General features: G+C 40.3%; 20 protein-coding genes and 3 pseudogenes. 17 read left to right on the top strand and 6 right to left on the bottom strand.

Annotation, left to right across the window (positions count from 1 at the left end; genetic code table 11):
• Positions 1 to 4 precede the first annotated feature (4 nt).
• From lldR to dld, 3 genes are all read left to right on the top strand, one after another.
• Entirely contained in the window at positions 5 to 757 is a 753-nt protein-coding gene (gene lldR / locus KTI78_RS13025) for a transcriptional regulator LldR (protein WP_016142560.1), read from the top strand.
• Positions 754 to 1,905, top strand: coding sequence for an FMN-dependent L-lactate dehydrogenase LldD (lldD, locus tag KTI78_RS13020; RefSeq protein WP_002009553.1), 1,152 nt, complete (start codon positions 754 to 756; stop codon positions 1,903 to 1,905). The genes lldR and lldD overlap by 4 nt, the downstream gene beginning before the upstream one ends.
• A 314-nt stretch (positions 1,906 to 2,219) precedes the next feature.
• A complete protein-coding gene (gene dld / locus KTI78_RS13015; RefSeq protein ID WP_262446328.1) occupies positions 2,220 to 3,926 on the top strand; it encodes a D-lactate dehydrogenase in 1,707 nt (568 codons plus the stop codon).
• A gap of 48 nt (positions 3,927 to 3,974) precedes the next feature.
• On the opposite strand, the gene KTI78_RS13010 is transcribed toward dld, so the two are convergent.
• Positions 3,975 to 5,189: an aromatic amino acid transaminase gene (locus KTI78_RS13010; RefSeq protein WP_262446327.1), complete on the bottom strand. Its 1,215-nt coding sequence runs from the start codon at positions 5,187 to 5,189 to the stop codon at positions 3,975 to 3,977.
• Between the two features lie 335 nt (positions 5,190 to 5,524).
• Positions 5,525 to 5,659: pseudogene (locus tag KTI78_RS13005) on the bottom strand (hypothetical protein).
• A 45-nt stretch (positions 5,660 to 5,704) separates the two neighbouring features.
• Here KTI78_RS13005 and KTI78_RS13000 point away from each other — a divergent pair.
• From KTI78_RS13000 to acnD, 4 genes are all read left to right on the top strand, one after another.
• Positions 5,705 to 6,415, top strand: coding sequence for a GntR family transcriptional regulator (locus tag KTI78_RS13000; RefSeq protein ID WP_001153627.1), 711 nt, complete (start codon positions 5,705 to 5,707; stop codon positions 6,413 to 6,415).
• Positions 6,408 to 7,292: a methylisocitrate lyase gene (gene prpB, locus KTI78_RS12995; protein WP_004706036.1), complete on the top strand. Its 885-nt coding sequence runs from the start codon at positions 6,408 to 6,410 to the stop codon at positions 7,290 to 7,292. Before KTI78_RS13000 ends, prpB begins: the two co-directional genes overlap by 8 nt.
• Positions 7,293 to 7,621: 329 nt before the next feature.
• On the top strand, positions 7,622 to 8,779 hold the full coding sequence (prpC, locus tag KTI78_RS12990; protein ID WP_004795430.1) for a 2-methylcitrate synthase: 1,158 nt from the start codon (positions 7,622 to 7,624) through the stop codon (positions 8,777 to 8,779).
• Positions 8,779 to 11,385, top strand: coding sequence for a Fe/S-dependent 2-methylisocitrate dehydratase AcnD (gene acnD, locus KTI78_RS12985; protein ID WP_262446326.1), 2,607 nt, complete (start codon positions 8,779 to 8,781; stop codon positions 11,383 to 11,385). The genes prpC and acnD overlap by 1 nt, the downstream gene beginning before the upstream one ends.
• A gap of 47 nt (positions 11,386 to 11,432) precedes the next feature.
• Here the strand turns inward: acnD and KTI78_RS12980 are convergent, their stop codons facing one another.
• Entirely contained in the window at positions 11,433 to 11,567 is a 135-nt protein-coding gene (locus tag KTI78_RS12980; RefSeq protein WP_262446325.1) for a hypothetical protein, read from the bottom strand.
• A 176-nt stretch (positions 11,568 to 11,743) separates the two neighbouring features.
• Positions 11,744 to 12,481 (bottom strand): hypothetical protein, encoded by a 738-nt coding sequence (locus tag KTI78_RS12975; RefSeq protein ID WP_262446324.1) that lies wholly within the window; start codon positions 12,479 to 12,481, stop codon positions 11,744 to 11,746.
• A 641-nt stretch (positions 12,482 to 13,122) separates the two neighbouring features.
• On the opposite strand from KTI78_RS12975, the gene KTI78_RS12970 reads away from it, so the two are divergent.
• From KTI78_RS12970 to KTI78_RS12960, 3 genes are all read left to right on the top strand, one after another.
• Positions 13,123 to 13,257 carry a zinc ribbon-containing protein gene (locus KTI78_RS12970; RefSeq protein ID WP_001983336.1) on the top strand — a complete coding sequence of 45 codons (135 nt, stop codon included), beginning with the start codon at positions 13,123 to 13,125 and terminating at the stop codon, positions 13,255 to 13,257.
• A gap of 124 nt (positions 13,258 to 13,381) precedes the next feature.
• A complete protein-coding gene (locus KTI78_RS12965) occupies positions 13,382 to 13,957 on the top strand; it encodes a DUF4126 domain-containing protein (RefSeq protein ID WP_262446323.1) in 576 nt (191 codons plus the stop codon).
• Positions 13,958 to 14,223: 266 nt separating this feature from the next.
• Entirely contained in the window at positions 14,224 to 14,724 is a 501-nt protein-coding gene (locus KTI78_RS12960) for an NUDIX hydrolase (protein WP_262446321.1), read from the top strand.
• 355 nt (positions 14,725 to 15,079) lie between these two features.
• Here the strand turns inward: KTI78_RS12960 and KTI78_RS12955 are convergent, their stop codons facing one another.
• Both KTI78_RS12955 and KTI78_RS12950 read right to left on the bottom strand, forming a co-directional pair.
• On the bottom strand, positions 15,080 to 15,364 hold the full coding sequence (locus tag KTI78_RS12955; protein WP_262446319.1) for a hypothetical protein: 285 nt from the start codon (positions 15,362 to 15,364) through the stop codon (positions 15,080 to 15,082).
• A gap of 671 nt (positions 15,365 to 16,035) precedes the next feature.
• Positions 16,036 to 16,728, bottom strand: coding sequence for a tetratricopeptide repeat protein (locus KTI78_RS12950; protein ID WP_262446318.1), 693 nt, complete (start codon positions 16,726 to 16,728; stop codon positions 16,036 to 16,038).
• Positions 16,729 to 16,989: 261 nt separating this feature from the next.
• On the opposite strand from KTI78_RS12950, the gene KTI78_RS12945 reads away from it, so the two are divergent.
• From KTI78_RS12945 to KTI78_RS12910, 7 genes and pseudogenes are all read left to right on the top strand, one after another.
• Positions 16,990 to 19,782 (top strand): type VI secretion system Vgr family protein, encoded by a 2,793-nt coding sequence (locus KTI78_RS12945; RefSeq protein WP_262446317.1) that lies wholly within the window; start codon positions 16,990 to 16,992, stop codon positions 19,780 to 19,782.
• Positions 19,779 to 20,897: a hypothetical protein gene (locus KTI78_RS12940; RefSeq protein ID WP_410374418.1), complete on the top strand. Its 1,119-nt coding sequence runs from the start codon at positions 19,779 to 19,781 to the stop codon at positions 20,895 to 20,897. The genes KTI78_RS12945 and KTI78_RS12940 overlap by 4 nt, the downstream gene beginning before the upstream one ends.
• A gap of 14 nt (positions 20,898 to 20,911) precedes the next feature.
• Entirely contained in the window at positions 20,912 to 21,427 is a 516-nt protein-coding gene (locus KTI78_RS12930) for a hypothetical protein (protein WP_224993604.1), read from the top strand.
• A 54-nt stretch (positions 21,428 to 21,481) separates the two neighbouring features.
• A pseudogene (locus KTI78_RS12925) lies at positions 21,482 to 21,837 on the top strand (hypothetical protein).
• A 40-nt stretch (positions 21,838 to 21,877) separates the two neighbouring features.
• Positions 21,878 to 22,093 carry a hypothetical protein gene (locus KTI78_RS12920; RefSeq protein ID WP_262446316.1) on the top strand — a complete coding sequence of 72 codons (216 nt, stop codon included), beginning with the start codon at positions 21,878 to 21,880 and terminating at the stop codon, positions 22,091 to 22,093.
• A complete protein-coding gene (locus KTI78_RS12915) occupies positions 22,094 to 22,387 on the top strand; it encodes a hypothetical protein (protein WP_224993606.1) in 294 nt (97 codons plus the stop codon). It begins immediately after the preceding gene.
• A 517-nt stretch (positions 22,388 to 22,904) separates the two neighbouring features.
• Positions 22,905 to 23,392, top strand: a pseudogene (locus KTI78_RS12910) (hypothetical protein).
• The last annotated feature ends 4 nt before the right edge of the window (positions 23,393 to 23,396 follow it).

Below are 23,396 nucleotides of genomic sequence, written 5' to 3'. Positions count from 1 at the left end.
CGCGATGAGAATCTCCGATCAAGTGGTCATGAAATTGCAGGCATTAATTGAAGAGCGGCACATGAAAAAAGGTGACCGTTTGCCTGCCGAACGCCAGCTTGCAACAAGCTTAGGAGTTTCTCGTCCGTCTTTGCGTGAAGCGATTCAGCAGCTTAATAGTCAAGGTGTGCTCAGTAGCCGCCGTGGCGATGGGACTTATATTCAGCAGTTACCTGAACAGTGGCCCCAGCAACTGATTGTGAACCCAATTAGTAACTTGATTGAAGAAGATCCGCTATACCGTTTTGATGTGCAAGAGGCGCGATTATTACTTGAAGGTGGCACGGCATGGTATGCCGCATTGCGCTCAACGCCTGAAGATCGCGCCAAAATTCATCATTATTTTGATGAAATTAGTCGTCACCAAAATGCGGGTGACTCAGCACAGGCTGCGGTGGCGGATGCTGAGTTTCACTTGGCGATTGCTGAAGCCTCTCACAATATTGTGCTGATTCAAATGATGCGTAGTTTGTTCGATTTGCTGCAATACAACGTCTTGTTAGGGCGTAAGAAAGTTTATAACGACCCCGTAAATGGTGACTTGCTCAGTGAGCAGCATTTTCAGGTGATGGATGCTATTGATCGTAAAGATCCCGAGGCCGCACGCCAAGCTGTCTGCGGTCATATTGAATTTGTGATTAATCATGTGCGTTCTCTGGATGAAGACGAAGCTCGCCAGAAACGTGCAAATCGTTTAAATAGAGTTGATTCAAAATGATTATTTCTTCTGGCAATGATTATCGTGCTGCGGCACAGCGTCGCTTACCTCCATTCTTATTTCATTACATTGATGGTGGAGCGTATTCGGAATATACCTTAAAGCGTAACGTACAAGATTTGTCAGAAATTGCATTGCGTCAACGTGTGCTCAATGACATGTCAGCGTTAAGTTTAGAGACAAAACTGTTTAACGAAACCTTGTCGATGCCGGTTGCGTTGGCACCAGTTGGTTTAACAGGCATGTATGCGCGTCGTGGTGAAGTTCAGGCGGCGATGGCAGCCGACAAAAAGGGCATTCCATTTACGCTTTCAACAGTTTCTGTTTGTCCGATTGAAGAAGTTGCACCTGCAATTAACCGTCCTATGTGGTTCCAGCTTTATGTATTACGTGACCGTGGTTTTATGCGTAATGCTTTGGAGCGTGCAAAAGCGGCAGGCTGTTCAACACTGGTGTTTACTGTAGATATGCCTGTGCCAGGGGCGCGTTATCGTGATGCTCATTCCGGTATGAGTGGACCAAATGCAGCGATGCGTCGTTATATGCAGTCTGTATTCCATCCGCATTGGTCATGGAATGTCGGCTTAATGGGGCGTCCACATGACTTGGGTAATATCTCTAAATATTTAGGTAAACCGACTGGACTTGAAGACTATATTGGTTGGTTAGGCTCGAACTTTGACCCATCAATTTCATGGAAAGACCTTGAGTGGATTCGTGAGTTTTGGGATGGCCCAATGGTAATTAAAGGCATTTTAGACCCTGAAGATGCCAAAGATGCTGTGCGTTTTGGTGCAGATGGGATTGTGGTGTCTAACCATGGTGGTCGTCAGTTAGATGGCGTGATGTCGTCTGCTCGTGCATTGCCTGCAATTGCTGATGCGGTCAAAGGTGATTTGGCGATTTTGGCTGACTCCGGCATTCGTAATGGTTTAGATGTCGTGCGTATGTTGGCACTTGGCGCCGATACAGTTTTACTTGGCCGTGCGTTTGTTTATGCCTTGGCAGCAGCAGGTGGGCAAGGCGTGTCGAACCTGCTTGATTTGATTGATAAAGAAATGCGTGTTGCGATGACGCTGACAGGTGCTAAGTCGATTTCGGATATTAATGCGGATTGTTTAGTACAGGCGATGAAGCAAGGTTTTTAAGAAATAATTTTTAAGTGAAGCAGTAAGCACAGCCTCAAAATTTGATGATTTGCTAATGTTTTGCGTATAGGCATTTGTCACTTTTGAAAGGTCAAAAGTAACCAAAAACCTTTTGTTGAGCAAACCGCACTTCCTTGTACGGTTGCTCAACAGGCGGCATCCATGCCGCCCCACGATAGTAAATGTAGGGCTAATTCGAATTAGAGAATGGGCTAATTAAATTATAAATTACAAATAGTAAGCTCCGTCGTGCTGATCTGGTTCTAGCGTGGATTACAGCTAGATCTTATATGGATGACTAAAAGGAAACCATCATGCAAACATTTTCTCCTCAAGCAGTGATTGAACGTTTACAAAACATTGTAGGGCGTTCGCATGTTTTGACCGATGACCAAAGCACGCGTCAGTACCGTCAAGGCCGCCGTTTTGGTGAGGGGAAAGTGCTTGCTGTAGTGGTACCAGGCACATTGTTAGAGCAATGGCAGGTGCTTCAAGCTGCCATTGATGCAGATTGTATTGTTATTATGCAGGCGGCAAATACGGGACTCACAGGTGGTTCAACGCCATATGGCGATGACTATGACCGTCCTGTTTTAGTCATGAGTACGCGTCGTTTAAAGGGTATACAAGTTATTCATGATGGTAAGCAAGTGATTTGTTTACCGGGTGCGACCTTAGATAATTTAGAGCAAATTTTAAAAGGTTATGACCGTGAACCACATTCGGTGATTGGTTCATCTTGTATTGGTGCATCGGTACTTGGCGGTGTGTGTAATAACTCGGGCGGTGCCTTGGTACGTCGTGGCCCTGCATACACTGAACTGGCGTTATATGCTCAGGTGAATGCTGCCGGTCAATTAGAATTAGTGAACCATTTAGGGGTTAATTTAGGCGCGACTCCCGAAGAAATTTTGACGCGTTTAGAAAAACAGCAGTACCAAGCGGTAGATATTTTAGATGATAGCGAAAAGCAGGCATCGGACCATCGCTATGCGCATGATGTGACTCAAGTTGATGCAGATACGCCTGCTCGTTTTAATGCAGATCCATCACGTTTGTTTGAGGCATCGGGTTCGGCAGGTAAAGTCTGTGTGTTTGCGGTACGCCTTGATACTTATGAAAAAGTAGAAAGTAATGTCTTTTATATTGGTACTAATGATGCCGATGACTTAACAGCCATTCGTCGTTATTTACTGACCTCACTGCCAAGTCTACCGATTGCGGGGGAATATATTCACCGAGACGCTTACTTAATTGGTGAAAAGTATGGAAAAGACACCTTCTTATTTATTGAAAAGTTCGGTACAGCCAATGTTCCAAAAGCTTTTGCGATGAAAGATAAAGTTGATGGCTTTTTAGAAAAATTTAAAATTAAAGGCTTAACAGATCATATTTTGCAGGCCATTACGTTCTTTTTACCGAGTCATTTACCTAAGCGTATGACCGAATATCGGGATCGTTATGAGCACCATTTAGTTTTACGTGTCGAAAATAATTCGAAAGCACAGACTGAGCAGTTTTTAAAAGAATATTTTGCAGTGCATCCGTCAGGCAGCTATTTCGTATGCAGCGAAGAAGAAGGGCGAAAAGCGTTCTTACACCGTTTTGCGATTGCAGGGGCGGCTATTCGTTATCGCGATACGCACCGTAGTGAAGTTGAAGATATTGTCGCGCTTGATATTGCGTTACGTCGTAATGACCGCGAATGGGTAGAGCAACTGCCAGCCGAGATGGAAAAGAAAATTCTCTATAAGCTCTATTATGGGCATTTCTTTTGTCATGTTTTTCATCAGGACTATATTCTTAAAAAGGGCCATGACCCATTAGAAATGGAACATCAAATGTGGAAATTACTCGATGCACGACGTGCTGAATATCCGGCAGAGCATAATGTCGGGCATCTCTACATTGCTAAACCTGCATTGGCCAATTTCTACCAAAAACTCGACCCAACCAATAGCTTTAACGTAGGTATTGGACATACCTCAAAACTGAAATATTGGGGCAAAGCTAAATCTTAACCTCGATAAATAAAAAAAGGCGCCGAAGCGCCTTTTTTAATGGATGATTTATGCTGCTTCTACAGATTTAGCAAGCACTTCTGCCATCGCTTTAGCAACAGTGTAAACATTGTTCATGTTTAAACCTGCTACACAAATACGACCACTACGTACTAAGTAGATTGCATATTCTTCACGCAAGATATCAACTTGCTCAGCAGTTAAACCAGTGTAGCTGAACATACCTTTTTGGTTTACAAGGTAGTTAAAGTCACGGTCTGGTAATGCTTTAGTGAGTTCATCTTTCAAGATGCTACGCATTTTAATAATACGCTCACGCATTTCTTTTACTTCGCCTTGCCATTGTTGGTTAAGTTCAGCGTCATTTAACACTTCATCAACTAACCAAGCACCTGTTGTAGGAGGGCTAGAGTAAATACGGCGTACAGTTGCTTTTAACTGACCAAATGTACACTGAGCAGCTTCTGCATCGTCACATACGAAAGTTAAACCGCCAACGCGCTCACCATATAAAGAGAAGATTTTAGAGAACGAGTTGCTCACAATGAAGTTTAGACCCGCTTGGTCTAAAGCACGGATTGCATACGCATCTTCTTCCATACCGTCACCAAAACCTTGGTAAGCGATGTCTAGGAATGGAATAAGGTTACGGTCTTTTAATACCGCAATTACTTGGTCCCACTGCGCTGGGTTTAAGTCAGCACCCGTTGGGTTGTGGCAGCATGGGTGCAATAACACAATGCTTTGCTCAGGCAAAGTTTTAAGTGTTGAAAGCATACCGTCAAAATCTACACCACGCGTTTCGTTATCGAAATATGGGTAGAAATGAGTTTTGATACCAGCGCCATTGAAAATCGCAACGTGGTTATCCCAAGTTGGTTGGCTTACCCAAACGTCAGAATTTGGGAAATAAGTTTTTAAGAAATCCGCACCAACTTTCAATGCACCTGAACCACCAAGCGTTTGGATGGTTACAGCACGGCCAGCTTTAACTGCTGGGCTGTTTGCACCAAATAAAAGTGCTTGAATTGCTTCACGGTAAGGTTTGAAGCCTTCCATTGGCAAATAAAGTTTGGTTTTACCGTTTTTAGGCTCGATACGCTTTTGCGCTTCAATAATGGTCTCTAACTGAGGAACAATACTGTCTTCGTTATAATAAAGACCAATACTCAAGTTTACTTTTCCAGAACGAGTATCAGCATTGAACTGTTCCATTAAAGAGAGAATTGGGTCGCCTGCGTATGGGGGGATATGTTGAAACATCAAAAAAGTCCTTTCATTCAACAATATGCATAGTGCTGGGTTTTTTCTGTCTCGAAAAATACGCCACAACTATGTCGATGCTCAATAATGTATCAATAAAGCTACCGTGAAGCACCTGATAATTTCACTAATATCGATATTTTCTGGCTGAAAATGATAAAAAGATTTAAAAGAAATTACGGTAAATAGATACTAATTTCTAACTCATGAATTCATTCAAGCAGATTGTCTACAATCTTGCTGTAATACATTGGTTGTAGACTAAAGTTTGAAACAAAAGATTAGAGGCCCAAAAGCAACTGAAAAAGAGCCATAAAAACATAGATAAATTGAAACTAAGTTATTGTCTTATAAATATTAAATAGCAAGTGGTGTAATGCTTTAAATATAAGGTGATATAAGCGGTCAAACGATAAAAATTGACCTGATGCGTTCTATAAAGTGTCAACAATCACCTTGATTTTTTTCATTCACCCCGCTATAAAACTCATAATTGATTAAAAATTGTCGACAATATGCAAGATTTGACCTTCGCACCAGAGCCATTACAAAGTCAGGGAAGAACACTGACCGAGAATGTATTTAAACAAATACAGACGGCAATTGTTTTGGGTCAAATTCCGGCAGGTAGCAAAATTTCAGAACCTGAACTGGCACGGACTTATGGCATTAGCCGCGGGCCTTTACGTGAAGCGATTCATCGCCTTGAAGGGCAACGTTTGGTTGAGCGCACGGCACATGTGGGCGCGCGCGTGGTTTCGCTGTCACTGCAACAGTTTAAAGAGCTTTACCAGATTCGTGCATCATTAGAAGGTTTGGCTTGCAAACTTGCTGCTCAGCATATTGATAAAAAGCAAATCTTGGCGTTACGTGATGTATTGCGTATGCATGCCGAAGATGAAAACTTTAAAGCAGGTAAAGGATATTACTTGCAAGAAGGGCAGGACGATTTTCACTACTGCATTATCAAAAGTAGTGGCAATAAAACCTTAGAAAAAATGCTATGTGATGAGCTTTATCATCTCATTCGTATGTACCGAATTCAGTTTTCAAACACACCTGATCGACCGAGCAAAGCTTGGGACGAACACATCCGTATTTTAGATGCAATTGCAGAAGGCGATGGCGAACTTGCCGAGCTGCTGATGCATCGACATATCAATGCTTCTTACAAAATTATTGAGCAAACACTGCTACAAGCACAAGGAGAACATAACAATGGCTAAACAATCCGCAGGTCAGCTATTTCGCGATGCAGTAGCCCAAGAAAAGCCATTACAAGTGGTTGGAACCATTAACGCCAATCATGCACTTTTGGCAAAACGTGCAGGTTATAAAGCGATTTACTTATCAGGTGGTGGTGTAGCCGCTGGTTCTTTAGGCTTACCTGATTTGGGAATTAGTAACCTTGATGATGTGTTGACCGACGTACGCCGTATTACTGATGTATGTGATCTTCCATTATTGGTTGATGCCGACACAGGTTTTGGTGCTTCTGCATTTAACATTGCTCGTACTACAAAAGCACTGATCAAGTTTGGTGCTGCGGCAATGCACATTGAAGACCAAGTGGGCGCAAAACGTTGTGGTCACCGTCCGAACAAAGCCATTGTGACTCAAGAAGAAATGGTTGACCGTATTAAAGCTGCGGTTGATGCGCGTGGTGATGACAGCTTCGTGATTATGGCACGTACCGATGCATTGGCAGTAGATGGTTTACAAGCTGCGATTGACCGTGCGGGTGCCTACATCGAAGCGGGCGCAGACATGTTGTTCCCTGAAGCAATTACCGAGCTTGATATGTACAAGCAATTTGCTCAGAAGACTGGCGCACCAATTTTGGCAAACATTACCGAGTTTGGTTCTACACCATTGTTTACTACTGAAGAGTTAGCATCTGCCGATGTAAGCCTTGCGCTTTATCCGCTTTCTGCTTTCCGTGCCATGAACAAAGCAGCCGAAACTGTCTATGAAACCTTGCGTAAAGAAGGCACGCAAAAGAACGTGGTTGATATTATGCAAACGCGTAAAGAGTTATATGAACGCATTAACTACTATGCGTTTGAAGACTACTTAGACAACGCATTTGCTAAAAAGAAATAATAAATTAAAAAGTTGATTAATTGGAATCTGATACTCGGAGGCGTCATCTGCAACTGTTTGAGACAGGACTACATTTTTTAAAAATGGTTCTGCGATAGATAGGATATTCGATGGTTGTGGACGAGTTTTGCAGATGACAATGGTTTTGCCTACTTTTCCCGAAATGAGAAACATCGTTTCGTAAGGTAGGTCGAACCTGAGCAAGTCGAAGCGATTAAAGCTTTGTCGAAGCGCAAGACGAAGTAGTTAATCCTGAAATAAGAAGTGAAAATGGTACGACTCCGTCGTGCTTAATAAATAAATTCAGATAGATAGGAAAGGACAATCTTATGAGCTCAAATGAAACAACAACAGGCTTCAAACCAAAAAAATCAGTTGCACTTAGCGGACAAGTTGCAGGCAACACAGCACTCTGTACCGTAGGACGTAGCGGTAACGACTTACACTATCGTGGCTATGACATTCTTGACCTTGCAGCGGGTAGCCAGTTTGAAGAAGTTGCTCACTTGCTCGTACATGGCAAACTACCAAACAAAGCTGAACTCAAAGCCTATAAAGCAAAATTAAAAGCACTTCGTGGCTTACCAGCAGCACTGAAAACAGCACTTGAGCAATTACCACCGTCTGCACACCCAATGGATGTGATGCGTACAGGTGTTTCAGTGCTTGGTTGTTTAACGCCAGAACACGAAGATCACAATGAAGCTGGCGCAAAAGACATTGCTGATAAATTAATGGCAAGCCTAGGCTCAATGTTGCTTTATTGGTATCACTTCAGCAACAACGGTCGTCGTATTGAAGTTGAAACTGATGACGACTCAATTGCAGCGCATTTCTTACACTTACTTCATGGCGAAAAGCCATCTGAAGAATGGATTCAAGCAATGCATACATCACTTATTTTGTATGCTGAGCATGAGTTCAACGCATCTACATTTACTTCACGTGTGGTTGCAGGTACAGGTTCTGACATGTACTCGGCAATTACAGGCGGTATTGGTGCACTTCGCGGACCTAAGCATGGTGGTGCGAACGAAGTTGCATTCGTCATTCAACAACGTTACGACAATGCAGACGAAGCAGAAGCTGATATCCGTAAACGTGTTGAAAATAAAGAAGTTGTGATTGGTTTTGGTCACCCTGTATACACAGTTTCTGACCCACGTAACGAAGTGATCAAGAAAGTGGCGCACGACTTAGCAGAAGCACAAGAGAACACCAAAATGTACCTTATCGCTGAGCGTTTAGAAGCCGTGATGAAAGAAGTGAAAAACATGTTCCCGAACCTCGACTGGTTCAGTGCGGTGAGCTATCACTTAATGGGTGTTCCAACTGCCATGTTCACACCACTGTTTGTGATTGCACGTACAGCAGGTTGGTCAGCGCACGTGATTGAACAACGCCAAGACGGCAAAATCATTCGTCCAAGCGCGAACTATACTGGCCCTGAAAACCTCGAATTTAAACCATTGGCGGAGCGTGGTTAATGAACACAAAATACCGTAAACCGCTGGCAGGTACCCAGCTTGAATATTACGACGTGCGTCAAGCCGTTGAAGATATTCAGCCAGGCGCATACGAAAAACTGCCTTACACCTCTAAAGTACTCGCAGAGCAATTGGTACGCCGTGCCGATGCCGAGAACTTAACTGCTTATTTAACCCAGTTGATTGAACGCCGTCAGGACTTGGACTTTCCTTGGTATCCTGCGCGTGTGGTGTGTCATGACATCCTAGGCCAAACTGCATTGGTTGACCTTGCAGGTTTGCGTGATGCGATTGCTGACAAAGGTGGTGACCCATCTAAAGTTAACCCAGTTGTACCGACTCAGCTCATTGTCGACCACTCTTTAGCAGTGGAATACGGTGGTGCTGACCCAGACGCTTTTACAAAAAACCGTGCTGTTGAAGACCGCCGTAACGAAGACCGTTTCCACTTTATTGAGTGGACCAAAACCGCATTTAAAAATGTTGATGTGATCCCTGCGGGGAACGGCATCATGCACCAGATTAACCTAGAGAAAATGTCTCCGGTGATTCAGGCGCGTGATGGCGTAGCATTCCCAGACACATGTGTCGGTACAGACTCACATACACCACATACAGACGCTTTGGGCGTAATTTCTGTGGGTGTGGGTGGCTTAGAAGCTGAAAACGTAATGTTAGGCCGTGCATCTTGGATGCGTCTGCCAGACATTATTGGTGTTGAGTTTGTAGGTCAGCGTCAGGCGGGCATTACTGCAACAGATATCGTACTTGCTTTAACTGAATTCTTGCGTAAAGAGCGCGTGGTGGGGGCATATCTTGAGTTCTTTGGTGAAGGCGCTGACAGCATGTCTGTGGGCGACCGTGCAACCATTTCGAACATGACACCAGAATATGGCGCTACGGCTGCGATGTTCTACATCGACCAAAACACAATTGACTACTTACGCCTAACAGGCCGTGAAGATGCTCAAGTGGCATTGGTTGAACAGTATGCAAAAGAAATTGGCCTTTGGGCATCGGATATGACCAAAGCAGAGTACCCACGTGTACTTCGTTTTGACCTATCGACAGTAACTCGTAATATTGCTGGTCCATCAAACCCACATGCACGTGTTTCAACTGCGGATCTAAAAGAAAAGGGTATTGCGGGTGTTGTTGAAAACCGTTCTGACGGCTTAATGCCAGATGGCGCGATTATTATTGCTGCAATTACTTCATGTACTAATACCTCTAACCCACGTAACACTGTGGCCGCAGGTTTGTTGGCCCGTAAGGCAAATGAACTTGGTTTAGTTCGTAAACCTTGGGTGAAATCATCATTTGCACCAGGTTCAAAAGCGGCTGCACTTTATCTTGAAGAAGCCGGCGTTCTAAAAGATTTAGAGCAACTTGGTTTTGGTATTGTGGCTTACGCTTGTACGACGTGTAACGGTATGTCGGGTGCGTTAGATCCAGTCATCCAACAAGAAATTATTGACCGTGACTTGTATGCAACAGCAGTACTCTCTGGTAACCGTAACTTCGACGGCCGTATCCATCCATATGCAAAACAAGCGTTCTTGGCATCTCCACCGCTTGTCGTAGCGTATGCAATTGCGGGTACGATTCGTTTTGACATCGAAAAAGATGCGCTAGGACATGACAAAGAAGGTAACCCGATTTATCTCAAAGACATTTGGCCATCTGACGCTGAAATTGATGCCTTAGTTAAAGAAGCGGTGAAGCCTGAACAGTTCCGAAAAGTCTACATTCCAATGTTTGACTTAGGCGAAGTTGAGCAAGCGAAAAGCCCACTTTACGACTGGCGTCCACAAAGTACTTACATCCGCCGTCCACCCTATTGGGAAGGGGCGTTGGCTGCACCACGTACTTTAGCGAACATGCGCCCGCTTGCAATTTTGGGTGACAACATCACCACCGACCACTTGTCGCCTTCAAATGCGATTTTGATGGACTCGGCTGCGGGTGAATATCTTCACAAAATGGGTGTACCAGAAGAAGACTTCAACTCATACGCAACGCACCGCGGTGACCACTTGACTGCACAACGTGCAACATTTGCCAACCCGAAACTGTATAACGAAATGGTAGTTCGTTCAGACGGTACGATTAAGCAAGGTTCAAAAGCGCGTGTAGAGCCAGAAGGCGAAGTGATGCGTATGTGGGAAGCGATTGAAACCTACATGAACCGTAAACAGCCGTTAATTATTATCGCAGGTGCTGACTACGGTCAGGGTTCAAGCCGTGACTGGGCTGCAAAAGGTGTTCGCCTTGCGGGTGTTGAAGCAATTGTGGCAGAAGGTTTTGAACGTATTCACCGTACCAACTTAGTGGGTATGGGGGTGTTACCACTTGAGTTTAAACCGGGTGTAAACCGCAAGACTTTAAAACTAGATGGTACAGAGCTTTATAGCGTGATTGGTAATATTGCGCCGCGTTCGACTTTAACTTTAGTGATTGAACGTGCCACAGCGGATGGTAAAGAAGAGATTGTTGAAGTGCCTGTGACTTGCCGTTTAGATACAGAAGAAGAAGTTTCTGTATATGAAGCGGGCGGTGTATTACAGCGTTTTGCACAAGACTTTTTAGAAGGCCAAGTGGCTTGATTTTTAAGAGAGCCAATAGTTCACTTGTGAACTATTGGCTATTTTTTTTACATTCGAACTAAAAAGCAAAAACATTCAGCTGTTTTCGGATATACATCTTTACCTGAACGCCAGTGTTTAAAGCTCTTACAGAATACCCAGCGATAACCTGCAGGCGCAGGAAATGGTGGTTGATGCTTCATTCTGAACTCCAATTCGAGTTCCTTGACATCAGCTTATTTTTTTTACACAATAAAAATGCTTACTTTTCTATGTGTATTTATAAGTCTGACCCTCCGTTGGATAACTCGATACACCCATGGAAGATTATTTTGCTAAGTACCTATGTTTGCAGACATAGGTACTTAGTTCATAAAGCCTATTCTTCAGATTTATTTAATTTCTCTATTAGCATCCTCTTTATTTTCTTTAATGTGATATCAATAATTGCCAAATCATCCTCGTCATTAATTACTAAATTTACATTGGTATTTGGTCCTGTAATTAATATGGAATAATTTTGGCTTTCTTTACTCCATTCCAATGGTTTTTGCTGCTCATATGTTGATGTAGATAAGGCTAGAGGAGCTGAAATATTTTCCTTATCGCTTATTATTGGTTCTTCAAGAAAGTTATCTTCTTGAAGAGGTCTATAATTGATAAAGCCATCATCACTAAGAATTTCACACTTTTTTGCTCCATCAATAAAGTATCTCTCCACTCTTGAGCTGTAATTGTCAGGTATATTGAATTCTTTAATTAATAACTTTTCAAAATGGCTTAGGGGTAGTGATTTATTATTAAATCTTTCTACAATTTCTGTAAACAATTGTGGTGTAAGAAAAGCAGTTCTAAGTTCTCTGATTTCTTCTTCTGGGGTGTATGCAAGCTTATAATTTTTAAATAAATTTGTAATATCTAACTGGCCCCGATTATTTATCAATAAACCAAATGCAACAGCAGCACTAATAATTGCTGAAAAAGCCCCACTAACTTTTTTTCCAAGTTTTTCAGCGGCCATTTCACTTGTACAACTTCCACCTAAGTCAGAAACTGCATTGGCAAGTTCCAAACTATTCTCAAAAGATGCTCTTGGGAAATAACTTGTTTTGCTCATTTATTTTGCCTATAAGTTTTATTTTTTCTATATTATTTTTCTTTGGAGAGTATGTAAAGAGAATTTTTTGAGTAAATAAAGAAAGTTTTTTATAATTTAACATAAGTACTTGTTATTTAATTTATTTTAATTTTACATTTTTTCTTTTATTATTCTTTTTGTTAAGATTGTTGAGAGAAAGTGTGGTTCGTTAAATTATTTATCTGTAAATTTGAATCAAATTTGTATTCTCCAATTCAATAACTTAGCGCTGCCTAAGCGGCACATACAAACAAGCTTGCTTAGAACTGAAAAAATACTATCCTCCCGTAAAGTTTTATAGATATAAAAAAGCCCGACATCCTGTCGGGCTTTTTCGTATTTGGTTGCTAGATATGACTCCTGTCGTATCTCACGCTCCTGGTGCTTGAACCTATTATTGTTGTTTTGTGTTCCGGAACATCCTGTTCCTGTATGAACTCATCATAGGAAAAAAGGGGGGAGTCGCCAATCCGTTAAATCCCTAAATCTATGTAAGATAAATCGTACAAATAACATTTTTTGCATTTATGCCATCATCATCGGGCGAAATGGACAATTGACATTCACTTTAAGTGGGTTATATTCCTGTTTAATATATATACGATTATAGGAATGTAATCATGGTAACAGCTGGCGAAAAACCCGGAACAGGCTTTTATTTCTGTGCTCAATGCGGACATCGAGTGTTTTTAGAAATTAACACCGACCCTTTACCACCTTGCACGAAATGCTACTGCACACAATTTAAACGTTAAGAATGAAATAATATTTGCGTTCGCATTTAACAAAAAGCCCTGTCACCCGATGGGGCTTTTTGTTAATTTAAAAATAAGACTTACATAACAAGACCCGCGATGGGCATTAAAAAAGGAAACCGTTATGGAAACAATATTGGGTTTATGTATTGGTGTGGGCCTGAGCGCTGCCTGCGGTTTTCGGGTGTTTGTGCCGCTATTGGTCATGAGCATTGCAACCATGATGGGATGGTTTGAGCCATCGAAAGGTTTTGAGTGGTTGGCTATGCCGTCGGTGTGTTTGGCTTTAGCTGTGGCAACGATGTGTGAAGTTGCGGCTTACTATATTCCGTGGGTCGATAATGCCTTGGACACAGTCGCAACCCCTGCGGCTATGATCGCGGGTACGTTAGCAACGATGGCGGTCAGTAGTGGAGAAATGTCTCAGTTTGCCAGTTGGGCAGCAGCCATTATTGTCGGTGGTGGTACGGCAGGTGTGGTGCAAATGAGTACTGTTGCTGCACGTGGTGTTTCAACGGCAACTACGGGTGGCTTGGGTAATTTTGTCGTTGCGACAGGTGAGTGGATTGGTGCAATCTTACTTTCAGTTTCAGCTATGTTAGTGCCTGCGCTTGTGGCAGTAGTGGTGCTGATTGCAGTTATCTGGGTAGTGCGTTGGATCCGTCATAAAAAGCAGGAACAGGCTCATAGTCCTCTATAGGTTTAGCCTAAATATCACTTTAAATAGCAATAAAAAAAGCCCAACGTCCTGTTGGGCTTTTTCGTATTTGGGTACTAGATATGACTCCTGTCGTATCTCACGCTCCTGGTGCATGAACCTATTATTGTTGTTTTATGTTCCGGAACATCCTGTTCCTGTATGAGTTCATCATAGGAAAAAAGAAGGATGTCGCCAATCCGCAAAATCCCTAAAAGTTTGTAGGATAAAACGTACATTGTGAAATGATTTAACTTTTCAAATTGAATATGAATAATAGCCACCTTGTTACTTTAAGAAAAAATCAAATGCGTATTAGAAAATCTTCAAGACTATTAGTTCTTAATGAAAATCATCAAATTTTGTTATTTCAGTTTACTCATACAAATGATGCTTTGGCTGGACAATCACATTGGGCAACTGTAGGTGGCGGGCTTGAAGACGGGGAAACCTTCGAGCAAGCAGCTTGCCGAGAGCTTTATGAAGAGTTAGGTGTAGTACGACAAAATGTAGGTACTCATGTTGCAACACGCAATTTTGAAATGATGTTACCAAGTGCAGAAGTTGTGTTTTCTGAAGAAAGGCTTTTTATTGTTTTTATTGAAAATGAAGAAGTAAATACAGCAAACTGGACTGAACAAGAAAAGCTTGTAATTAGTAAAAGTCGTTGGTGGACGTTTGATGAGTTAAGCCAAACAGATGAGATTGTTTATCCAAACAATATTCCTAATATTCTTGCAGAGAGTCTGCCAGAGATTTTTAAACCCTAAAATATTCCCAATATTCAGATATAAAAAAAGCCCGACATCCTGTCGAGCTTTTTCGTATTTGGTTGCTAGATATGACTCCTGTCGTATCTCACGCTCCTGGTGCATGAACCTATTATTGTTGTTTTGTATTCCGGAACATCCTGTTCCTGTATGAGTTCATATTAGGAAAAAAGAGGGATGTCGCCAATCCGCAAAATCCCTAAAAGTTTGTAGGTTAAAACGTACAAGATCGTCTTTTATATATCTCATTTTGAACTCAACTTAGGCCTCTGCGCCACAACAGACTTTAATTTTTTGCGCTGATTTAAAGTAATAAACCATTGCAACACAGAGATAAGGGGGCCAAGCCAAACGCTTAACCCAGACTACTTTTGTCACACCGCTGCATGACGCTGAAAAAAGTAGGAGCAAAGTCCCGTGGGAGAACAGGACTTTGCAAACTGACATGTTCTAGCTGCTGCATCAGCTTGGGAGAGTAGGCTTGTTCAAGTCGCTGATAAATACATTCACAACTGGTTTTGCTGTGCCCACCCGACAGACAAATTTTTTCAAACTCCTGTTGAGTGTGTAAGTTACAACCCGAAATTCCCAAGCTCGCTAGAACCAAACATAAAGCCAAAATAGGTTTATAAATTTTCATATTATTCTCATAATGATTTATATCTATGAGTCGAATAAAAATATAATTCGTTTTAAGATTTAAAATAATTTTAGGTAATAATTAATCCTCCCATAAATTTAGGAAAATAAAATAATTAAAATTTTAAAATAAAAATAAATTATAAATTTAAAAAACTAGGCAATAGAAAACCTAAATTTTAAATAAAATAGTTAAATAAGAGAGGAAGTAAGTTTAAAAAATGTCATGGTCAACTCCTTATAATTTATGGAGTCCTACCACCAGATTACCGCGAATTAATTTATGGTGGTAGAACGAAAGGGGGTTGACAGACTGGGATCCATGGAACCAGCACGCACGGGGCGTCCCCCTCCCGTCCTACCGCAAAGAAAAGGGGACGCAAGGGTCTAACGACTTATAGATTGTACTATAACCCGCCGTGGATCAACGGTCTGTCAAAACCGACTGGCAATGTGGCCAGCAACGAAATAATAATTGGTGATTTTAATTACGTCAATTTAATATTTAAAATATTTTTGATTTAATAATAAAACTAAATATATTTTTAAAATAATGGAATTAATGTTTATATTTAATTAGAAAAAATAAATAATAAAATAATTGTGCATGCAGTTTTATTAATAATAGTAATTCATCATCTTATAAGTAAAATATTATAGAGATAGCTGCCTTTATTCTAAACTTTTAAGCATTTCTTTAGCATCTACATCGCCTGCATTGGCAGCTTGCTGAAACCATTTCTTTGCCAGTGGTAGGTTTTTTGGCGTGCCTTCACCATTTAAATACATCTGGGCCAAGTTGTACTGAGCATCGCTTTCATTGTGCTCGGCCGCTTTGGTGTACCACTTAAGGGCTTGCTCATCGCTTTGAGCGACGCCGCGACCTTTTTTATATAGCTGAGCTAAATTATATTCTGCGGGTGGGTAGCCTTGCTCGGCAACACGGCTAAACCATTCAAATGCCTTTCCATAATCTTGCGCAGTTCCTTCACCTCTGTCGTATAACACCCCTAAGTTATATTGTGCTTTAGCATGACCCTTGGCCGCAGCCTTAGTAAAATAGTCAAAAGCGCGTTTGGCATCTTTTTCGACGCCCGTACCTGTGTAATACATCATCCCTAAACTATATTTTGCCCCCATACTTCCATTTTGGTCAGCCGCAGTTAGCCATTTAAACGCTTGTTCATAGTTTTTAACAACGCCTTGTTCACCGCTTAAAAGCATCATCCCCAAATGATATTGAGCAACAGCTTGTCCTTGCTCTGCACGATATTGAATATCGGCGACACTCGGTTCCGCAAATGCTAAAGAATGAAGTGAGAAAATCACAGTAAATATATAAAAAGCAGACTTTTTTATTTTCATATCTCATCCTGAATTTTATTAATTTGAGTGGTTGATTTATTTAATATCTATTTGAATATAAAAGAAAAATATTAAATATATCTGGCTGATTTATAGCGCTTTAAAATGATCTGATTTTACGGTTTAAATACCTATTTAATAAGAAATTAACGTAAAACAGCATATTTAGACTAGTTACATTTTGAAAATGAGTATAGATAGACAGATTAGTCTTTTATTAATTAAAATACGGCTTAAATATAAGTTTGATTGATAATAAAAATGCAGATGAGTGTGTCGAGTATATTGGAGCGTTTAGGCCTTGTTTCACAAAATCGTGCCGTCCATATCCAATTCTCAAATCAGTCTTTAAACCAGCAAGTTTTCTTACAGCGCATTGAGGGCGAACATACGCTCAACCAAGGCAGCGTTGCTGAGTTACTGTGTCTGTCGACGAACGCACATATTGCATTAAAACAATTTATTGGCTGTCAGGTTGCTGTCGATCAGGTCACTGACACAGGCCAGTTCTTTAGAACCACGGGCATTATTACCGAAGCGAGCCAGGGGCAAAGCGACGGCTCACTCACCATTTATAACTTAACCTTAAAAGACCCAACTGCACTTTGGCATAAACGCCGTAATAGCCGCGTGTTTATGAATAAAAGCGTGCGCGATATTAGCGAAATTCTGTTTAAAGAATGGCAAGGTAAAAGCCCGCTATTTGCCTCAAGCTTAACGCTCGAAACGGCAGGGTTAAGCAAAGACTACGATGTGCGTCCATTTGTGATGCAGTCAAATGAAAGTGACTATGACTTTTTAACTCGTCTATGGCGTAGCGAGGGCATTAATTGGCTGGTCGATGAATCACAACTTTTTGTAGCCAACCCAAGTGCGTCCATTCAGCCACAAGTCTTGCGCTTAATTGACGATAACCAGCACTATCAAGCCCTTGACCGTCGTAGCCTACGCTACCAACGCAGCAGTGCGACAGAACAGTTCGATACCATTACTCAAGTTAAAGCTGAGCGAAGCTTACAGCCGACGTCTGTTCATGTGCAACGTTGGCAAGCCGATGCCCTGCAACAAGAAGAGGGTAGTGGTAGCGTGCAAGGCACACAGAAACACAGCGAACACTATGACAATGCTAGTCTAAACCTTGAAGATGCATGGCATGTTAGCCCAGCGTGGATGCAGGACTTAAACGGTGAAGACCAAGCCACAGCATCGGGCAATAGCCAGATTGAACAGCTTAACCAACACATCAATGCTTACCATTACTTGAACTCTAAACAATTTACCGTTTCAGGCAATGTCCGTGATGCACAGGTGGGTTACTGGTTTGAACTCAATGACCATCCAGAGCTCGATCAACATGACAGTGCTGATAAAGAGTTCTTAATCTTAAGCAAGCACTATTATAACCAGAATAATTTACCGAAAGAGTTACAGCAGCAACTTGAGCGTTTATTACCCAAAGACAAGCTTAAGGCCGTCCAACTCGACACGCAAAATCCTGAGCAGCGCCACTTTGCTGAGCTCAATGTTGTTCGACGCAACATTAAAACTGTGCCTGAATATAGCCCGCTAGAGCACCGTCCAGCGGCTTACCCGCAGCGCGCTAGAGTGGTGGGGTTAGAGGGTGAAAGCATTCATGTTGACCAGTGGGGACGCATTAAAGTCCGCTTCCTGTTTACCCGAGCTGACGACCATAGCCATGACGGTGGAGCGGGAAGTAACGACAATGACACTGACTCGGCTTGGGTTGATGTACTCACCCCGTGGGCAGGTGCGGGTTATGGCGCACGCTTCTTGCCACGTGTGAGTGAGATCGTGGTGATCGATTTCTTTGACGGCAATATTGACCGCCCATTTGTGGTGGGGCGTATTCACGAAGCTGAACGTTACCCGACCCAGTTCGACCAGAAAGGTCAATTACCTGATACTAAAAAACTCAGTGGTATCCGTTCAGAAGAAGTCGATGGTAAAGGCTTTAACCAGCTACGCTTTGATGACACCACAGGGCAAATCAGTGCCCAGCTACAAAGCAGCCATGCGGCAAGCCAATTAAACCTCGGTAACTTAAGCCATCCAAAAGACAAAGCGGAAAGTGATGGCCGAGGTGAGGGTTTCGAACTCAGAACAGATCAATGGGGCGCAGTAAGAGCTGGCAGTGGCTTACTCGTTAGTACCCATAAACAGGACCAAGCTCAAGGCGTACACTTAGACGCAGCTGAGGCCAAACAACAAGTTGAAGGCGGTCTTAGCAATGCCAAGGCACTCAGTGAAGTTGCCAAAAATCAGCAAACTGATCCATTAGAAAATTTAGAAAACTTAAAATCCTTTATTGAAAAACTTGAACAGCAAGACAACGCAAAAGCCAAAACCTTTAAAGAAGCAATTATGCTGTTGGCAAGCCCCAATAGCATCGCGCTGAGCAGTAACGAAGACATTCACTTAAGCGCAGATGGGCAGCTTAACCAAACTGCCGGAGACAGCATTAACCTGTCTACCCAAAAGAATTTAATCGCGCATGCCCAAAATAAAATCAGCCTTTTTGCGGCTCAAGAAGGGGCAAGACTCTATGCAGGCAAAGGCAAAGTCGAGATACAAGCGCAAGGTGACGGTGCGGATTTAATCGCCCGTAAAGCTGTTCAGGTGATTTCGACTGAAGACAAAATCGAAGCGACCGCAGCCAAAGAAATTGTACTTACCGCAGGTGGCTCTCAAGTCAAAATTACTGGTTCGGGCATTTTTATGACTACTGGTGGCAAGTTTGAGGTGAAGGCTGGGCAGCATTTATTTATGGGGGGGCAGACAGTAACAGCCGATCTTCCTAATCTTCCATCATCACCTAATGGAAAGTATATATTGGAATTCGATGTCCGTCATAAACTTGATAATTTGGCATTAGAAAGCTTACCAACATATAGTCTTATAGACTCTAAAGGTAATATTAGAACTGGTAGTGTTCCAAAAGACGGAATTGTGCGTGTCGCTTCATCGGATAAAGAAGAAAAATTTACCCTCATGGTTCATAAGTATGATGTAGAAGCTAGGGAGGAAAAGGAGTGAGTTATACGGCTCGTTTAAAGGTATTTTGCGATAGTAAAGAAGTCCTGACCAAGCTAAATTATACTTTTACAAATACAACAACAAAACAGAACTATGGAGGCAAGCTTGATGCAAATGGATGTACGAGAGTTTATCCCTGCAATAAGTTGGATCTAATTTTTGTTGAACTCATTTTAAACAATTCAAAGCTCGCGAGAATTCGCGTTCCTGCATTAGAAAATGGAGAGTTTAATAAATCCACTTTTCAATTAAAAATAACCAGTGGCTCAACAAAACAGGCTGATACTAATAAAGTACCTGTTAAAGTAAAAAATGAACTTGAAATAGCATTAGATAGTTTAAATGGTACTGCTGTTTATTTTGGAAATAATTTCTTAGCTCATGATTCTCATCTCCGTGAAATTTATATCCGTGAAGTGAAAAAGATGAGTGACCGCTACCTTCAGTTAGTCAAAGAAGGAAAGATGACAGTAAAAGAGGCAGCATCAGAGGCAACGAGTTTAAGAAATGAAATATTAGAAGGTATTCGAAAACGTAATTCACCAGTGGGAAGAGCTATTGCAGAAAAAGAAAAACTGCTCACGAAAACAATGGATGAATTCATGGAGTACTATGCATTACAAGAGAAAAATCCCAAACTATTTGATGAGCTTAAGAGTAAAGGGCGTAGTGCGATAGATAGTTATGTTAAGGCATCGGCAAAACAAGGTAACCCTATTTTTAAATCGCTCAATGATTCACAAAAGAACCGAGTGTTTTACAGTATATTAAAAGGTTCTGGGAAAACTAATGCAGGGTTTAATTCTAAGATTACATTTATGAAATGGGGGGGAAGAGCAATTGTTGTCTTTTCCGTTGCTTATGCCGGCTATGAAATCTATAACGCTGAAAACAAAGAAAAAGAAATTTATAGGCAAGGAGCCTCTATTGGCGCTGGCATTGCAGGAGGTGCGGCAGGTGGAGCGATAGCAGGAGGAATTTGTGGTCCAGGGTCACCTATATGTTCTGGTATTGGTATCCTCATTGGCGGTGCAATTGGGGGAATTGCTGCATATCAACTAGTAGATGCATTTGATAAAGAACTAGAAGCATTTACTGCTTGGACTGTATTTTAAGAAGAGGCAAAACTATGCTATTTAATTTTTTTAAACAAGAAAGTAATCATAAAGAAGAAAAGTCTTCTCCATATTTAACGAAAGAACTATCTTGGGATGAAGAAAAAATAATAGCAATTCGATTTAATGGTACACAACGGACTATATATTATAAAAATATTATACGAATAGAAATTATTATTACTGATCTTTATTTGCCCGTACCTAAATGGGTTATACAAGATGATAATTTAGATGATCATACGACAATAGATTTTTATAATGACCTAAAGCCAAATATCAACGATTTGGTTATAGATATGTTTAATAAAAAAATAAAAGATTATGATAATCAAAAGGTTCACGAAAAAGTTATAGAGGCGATGGGTGCGAGTAGTGGCTTATTTCATTTATGGAGTAGAGAAGATATTGATCAGGTACTAAATAAAATATGGGATAACAATAAAGATAAAATAGAAGCTGATATTAATAAGGCTATAAAAGACGCGGAAGAGCAGAGAAAAAGTAAGCAATGGTGGAAAATTTTTTAATAGATTTAAAGGATAGGTTATTTGTAATTAACGCTGAAATTTAGAGAAATAAAGATGAGCTTTAAAAAAATAATAATATTTTTTTAATGACAAGCTTTTTAGGGTGTAGTAAGGGTTATAATATTGAACCAAATAAGCTTCCGATAGCACATATTGGCAAAGAATATAATCAGACATTAAAAATTACTGGTGGTAAAGTCTCAGAGCAACATTTTGAATTAACTTCTAATATCCCAGAGAATCAGGAGATTAAAATTACTCCCGTAGATGATATAGATCAATACAATCACATAAAAATAGAAGGTATTCCTAAATATAAAGGAAAATACAAAATTATAATTAATACATATTTTTATGGACGAGGCGATGATAAGCTAACTAAAACCTATGAATTTATAGTTAAAGAATAAAAGATATTTTTAATAAGAAGTAGATTGTCCTTTTATTTCAGTGACTACTGATCCACGGGTTGCTGAATATTTCGCTACAAACGAAGGGGAAAGGTCAGGTACGGTTTATGAGTTAAAAGTTGAGTTTGGTAGAGCAATTAAAAATAAATTTAATAAAAAAATGCTGTTCATTGGAGGTAAATGGGTTTCTGAAGAAGAATGGTTAGTACCAAGGTATATAAAACCTAGTGAAGTTGTTGGAAGAAGGAGAGTTTAAATGAAAACTATTATAACGAAGCAATTAAATATTGAAGATATACCTTTACAATACGAATGGAAAAAATTTGTTCAGTTTGCATTAAGTTTTGATCCTAGATTAGAGATGAATCAATGGAGTGAGAGTGATTATATAAGTCCAAGTCGTTTACCAAATCAAACCGATTCTGTGATAGGATTAAGAGGTTATTTATATCATCTTCAAAGGGTAAATAATCAGGATATCATTGATGAAAATACATTAAAATTTAGAGTAGAAAAGACATATGATTTGTTGAGAGAGAAGTTAAAATAGGTTTTTCGATTAATTGTCATTATTAATTTAATAAGCTTATTTTAAATAAGCTAATAGTAGTTAAATAAAAAATTATTTTAGCTTTATAAGAGGAGGTGAAAACTCTATTGATAATAGAGCTGTCTGAATTGATAAGCTAAATTTTCGAAATAGAAAGTATATATTTATAGGTACTTTTTAATCTGTGAAATTGGTTCAAAAGAAGTATTAATAAGAAGCAGTTGTAAAAAATATCTGATGGTGTTTAGAGTTAGCAATCAAAAATATCAGGTGAAAGATTAATAGCACCCTCTTTTTAAAGTTAAAAACTAATTTCCCAAATGATAAGTTTTTCTATTAATCCAATAGATAAAAAATCTATGCATATAATCATTTAGTTATTTATGGAGTTGCAATATATAGTGGTGATTTTAAAGTTAAAATCTCTGGTAGAATATATGGTAGTGGTGATGGCAAATTTACAAAGGAATATACTTACAGATTTGATTCTAAATAAAAATATTTCACAGATTGATAAATGATTTATGAGAATTTTTTAGTTATTATATGTATTCTATTGTTAGGTAGTAATCCTTTAACCAAAAATGAGAAAGAAAATTTTAAGGATATGGCCCTTAAGAATTTAACTTATTCTCATATGGATGGTATGAGTGGTGATATTTTTAAATTTAATTTAGAAACAACTGATGATTTAAAGAATGTTTATCAAAACGGGAATTATAAATATTCACATTTTAAGTGCGATAATATTAAAAATTATCTTATTGTAGGTGCTATCTCAGTCGAAGGAGAAAAGTTAAAGAATGGAAAACATACTTTGTTTGGATACTTCAAAGTTTGCGAAGATGAATCAATGAATGTATCGCTAAGAACCCATTGCAAAAATTATTAACTAGCAATATGTCGTGTAGAGTAGTCTTTGGTGGCTTACTACAAAGTAGTAAAGTTGTGGCAGATAATATTTTAATATCAAAAGAAGCTATAAGAAAATCCAATTTCCAATAGAGTT

The organism is Acinetobacter sp. WU_MDCI_Abxe161, assembly GCF_025514355.1.
GTDB lineage: Bacteria > Pseudomonadota > Gammaproteobacteria > Pseudomonadales > Moraxellaceae > Acinetobacter > Acinetobacter pittii_E.
The sequence above is the reverse complement of the archived record's forward strand: the minus strand, read 5'-3'. Positions and strand labels throughout refer to the sequence as shown.

Bases quoted from the DNA above. Each gene is read 5' to 3' on its own strand.
- lldR (WP_016142560.1), top strand. From the start codon at position 5: ATGAGAATCTCCGATCAAGTGGTCATGAAATTGCAGGCATTAATTGAA.
- lldD (WP_002009553.1), top strand. From the start codon at position 754: ATGATTATTTCTTCTGGCAATGATTATCGTGCTGCGGCACAGCGTCGC.
- dld (WP_262446328.1), top strand. From the start codon at position 2,220: ATGCAAACATTTTCTCCTCAAGCAGTGATTGAACGTTTACAAAACATT.
- KTI78_RS13010 (WP_262446327.1), bottom strand. From the start codon at position 5,189: ATGTTTCAACATATCCCCCCATACGCAGGCGACCCAATTCTCTCTTTA.
- KTI78_RS13000 (WP_001153627.1), top strand. From the start codon at position 5,705: ATGCAAGATTTGACCTTCGCACCAGAGCCATTACAAAGTCAGGGAAGA.
- prpB (WP_004706036.1), top strand. From the start codon at position 6,408: ATGGCTAAACAATCCGCAGGTCAGCTATTTCGCGATGCAGTAGCCCAA.
- prpC (WP_004795430.1), top strand. From the start codon at position 7,622: ATGAGCTCAAATGAAACAACAACAGGCTTCAAACCAAAAAAATCAGTT.
- acnD (WP_262446326.1), top strand. From the start codon at position 8,779: ATGAACACAAAATACCGTAAACCGCTGGCAGGTACCCAGCTTGAATAT.
- KTI78_RS12980 (WP_262446325.1), bottom strand. From the start codon at position 11,567: ATGAAGCATCAACCACCATTTCCTGCGCCTGCAGGTTATCGCTGGGTA.
- KTI78_RS12975 (WP_262446324.1), bottom strand. From the start codon at position 12,481: ATGAGCAAAACAAGTTATTTCCCAAGAGCATCTTTTGAGAATAGTTTG.
- KTI78_RS12970 (WP_001983336.1), top strand. From the start codon at position 13,123: ATGGTAACAGCTGGCGAAAAACCCGGAACAGGCTTTTATTTCTGTGCT.
- KTI78_RS12965 (WP_262446323.1), top strand. From the start codon at position 13,382: ATGGAAACAATATTGGGTTTATGTATTGGTGTGGGCCTGAGCGCTGCC.
- KTI78_RS12960 (WP_262446321.1), top strand. From the start codon at position 14,224: ATGAATAATAGCCACCTTGTTACTTTAAGAAAAAATCAAATGCGTATT.
- KTI78_RS12955 (WP_262446319.1), bottom strand. From the start codon at position 15,364: ATGAAAATTTATAAACCTATTTTGGCTTTATGTTTGGTTCTAGCGAGC.
- KTI78_RS12950 (WP_262446318.1), bottom strand. From the start codon at position 16,728: ATGAAAATAAAAAAGTCTGCTTTTTATATATTTACTGTGATTTTCTCA.
- KTI78_RS12945 (WP_262446317.1), top strand. From the start codon at position 16,990: ATGCAGATGAGTGTGTCGAGTATATTGGAGCGTTTAGGCCTTGTTTCA.
- KTI78_RS12930 (WP_224993604.1), top strand. From the start codon at position 20,912: ATGCTATTTAATTTTTTTAAACAAGAAAGTAATCATAAAGAAGAAAAG.
- KTI78_RS12915 (WP_224993606.1), top strand. From the start codon at position 22,094: ATGAAAACTATTATAACGAAGCAATTAAATATTGAAGATATACCTTTA.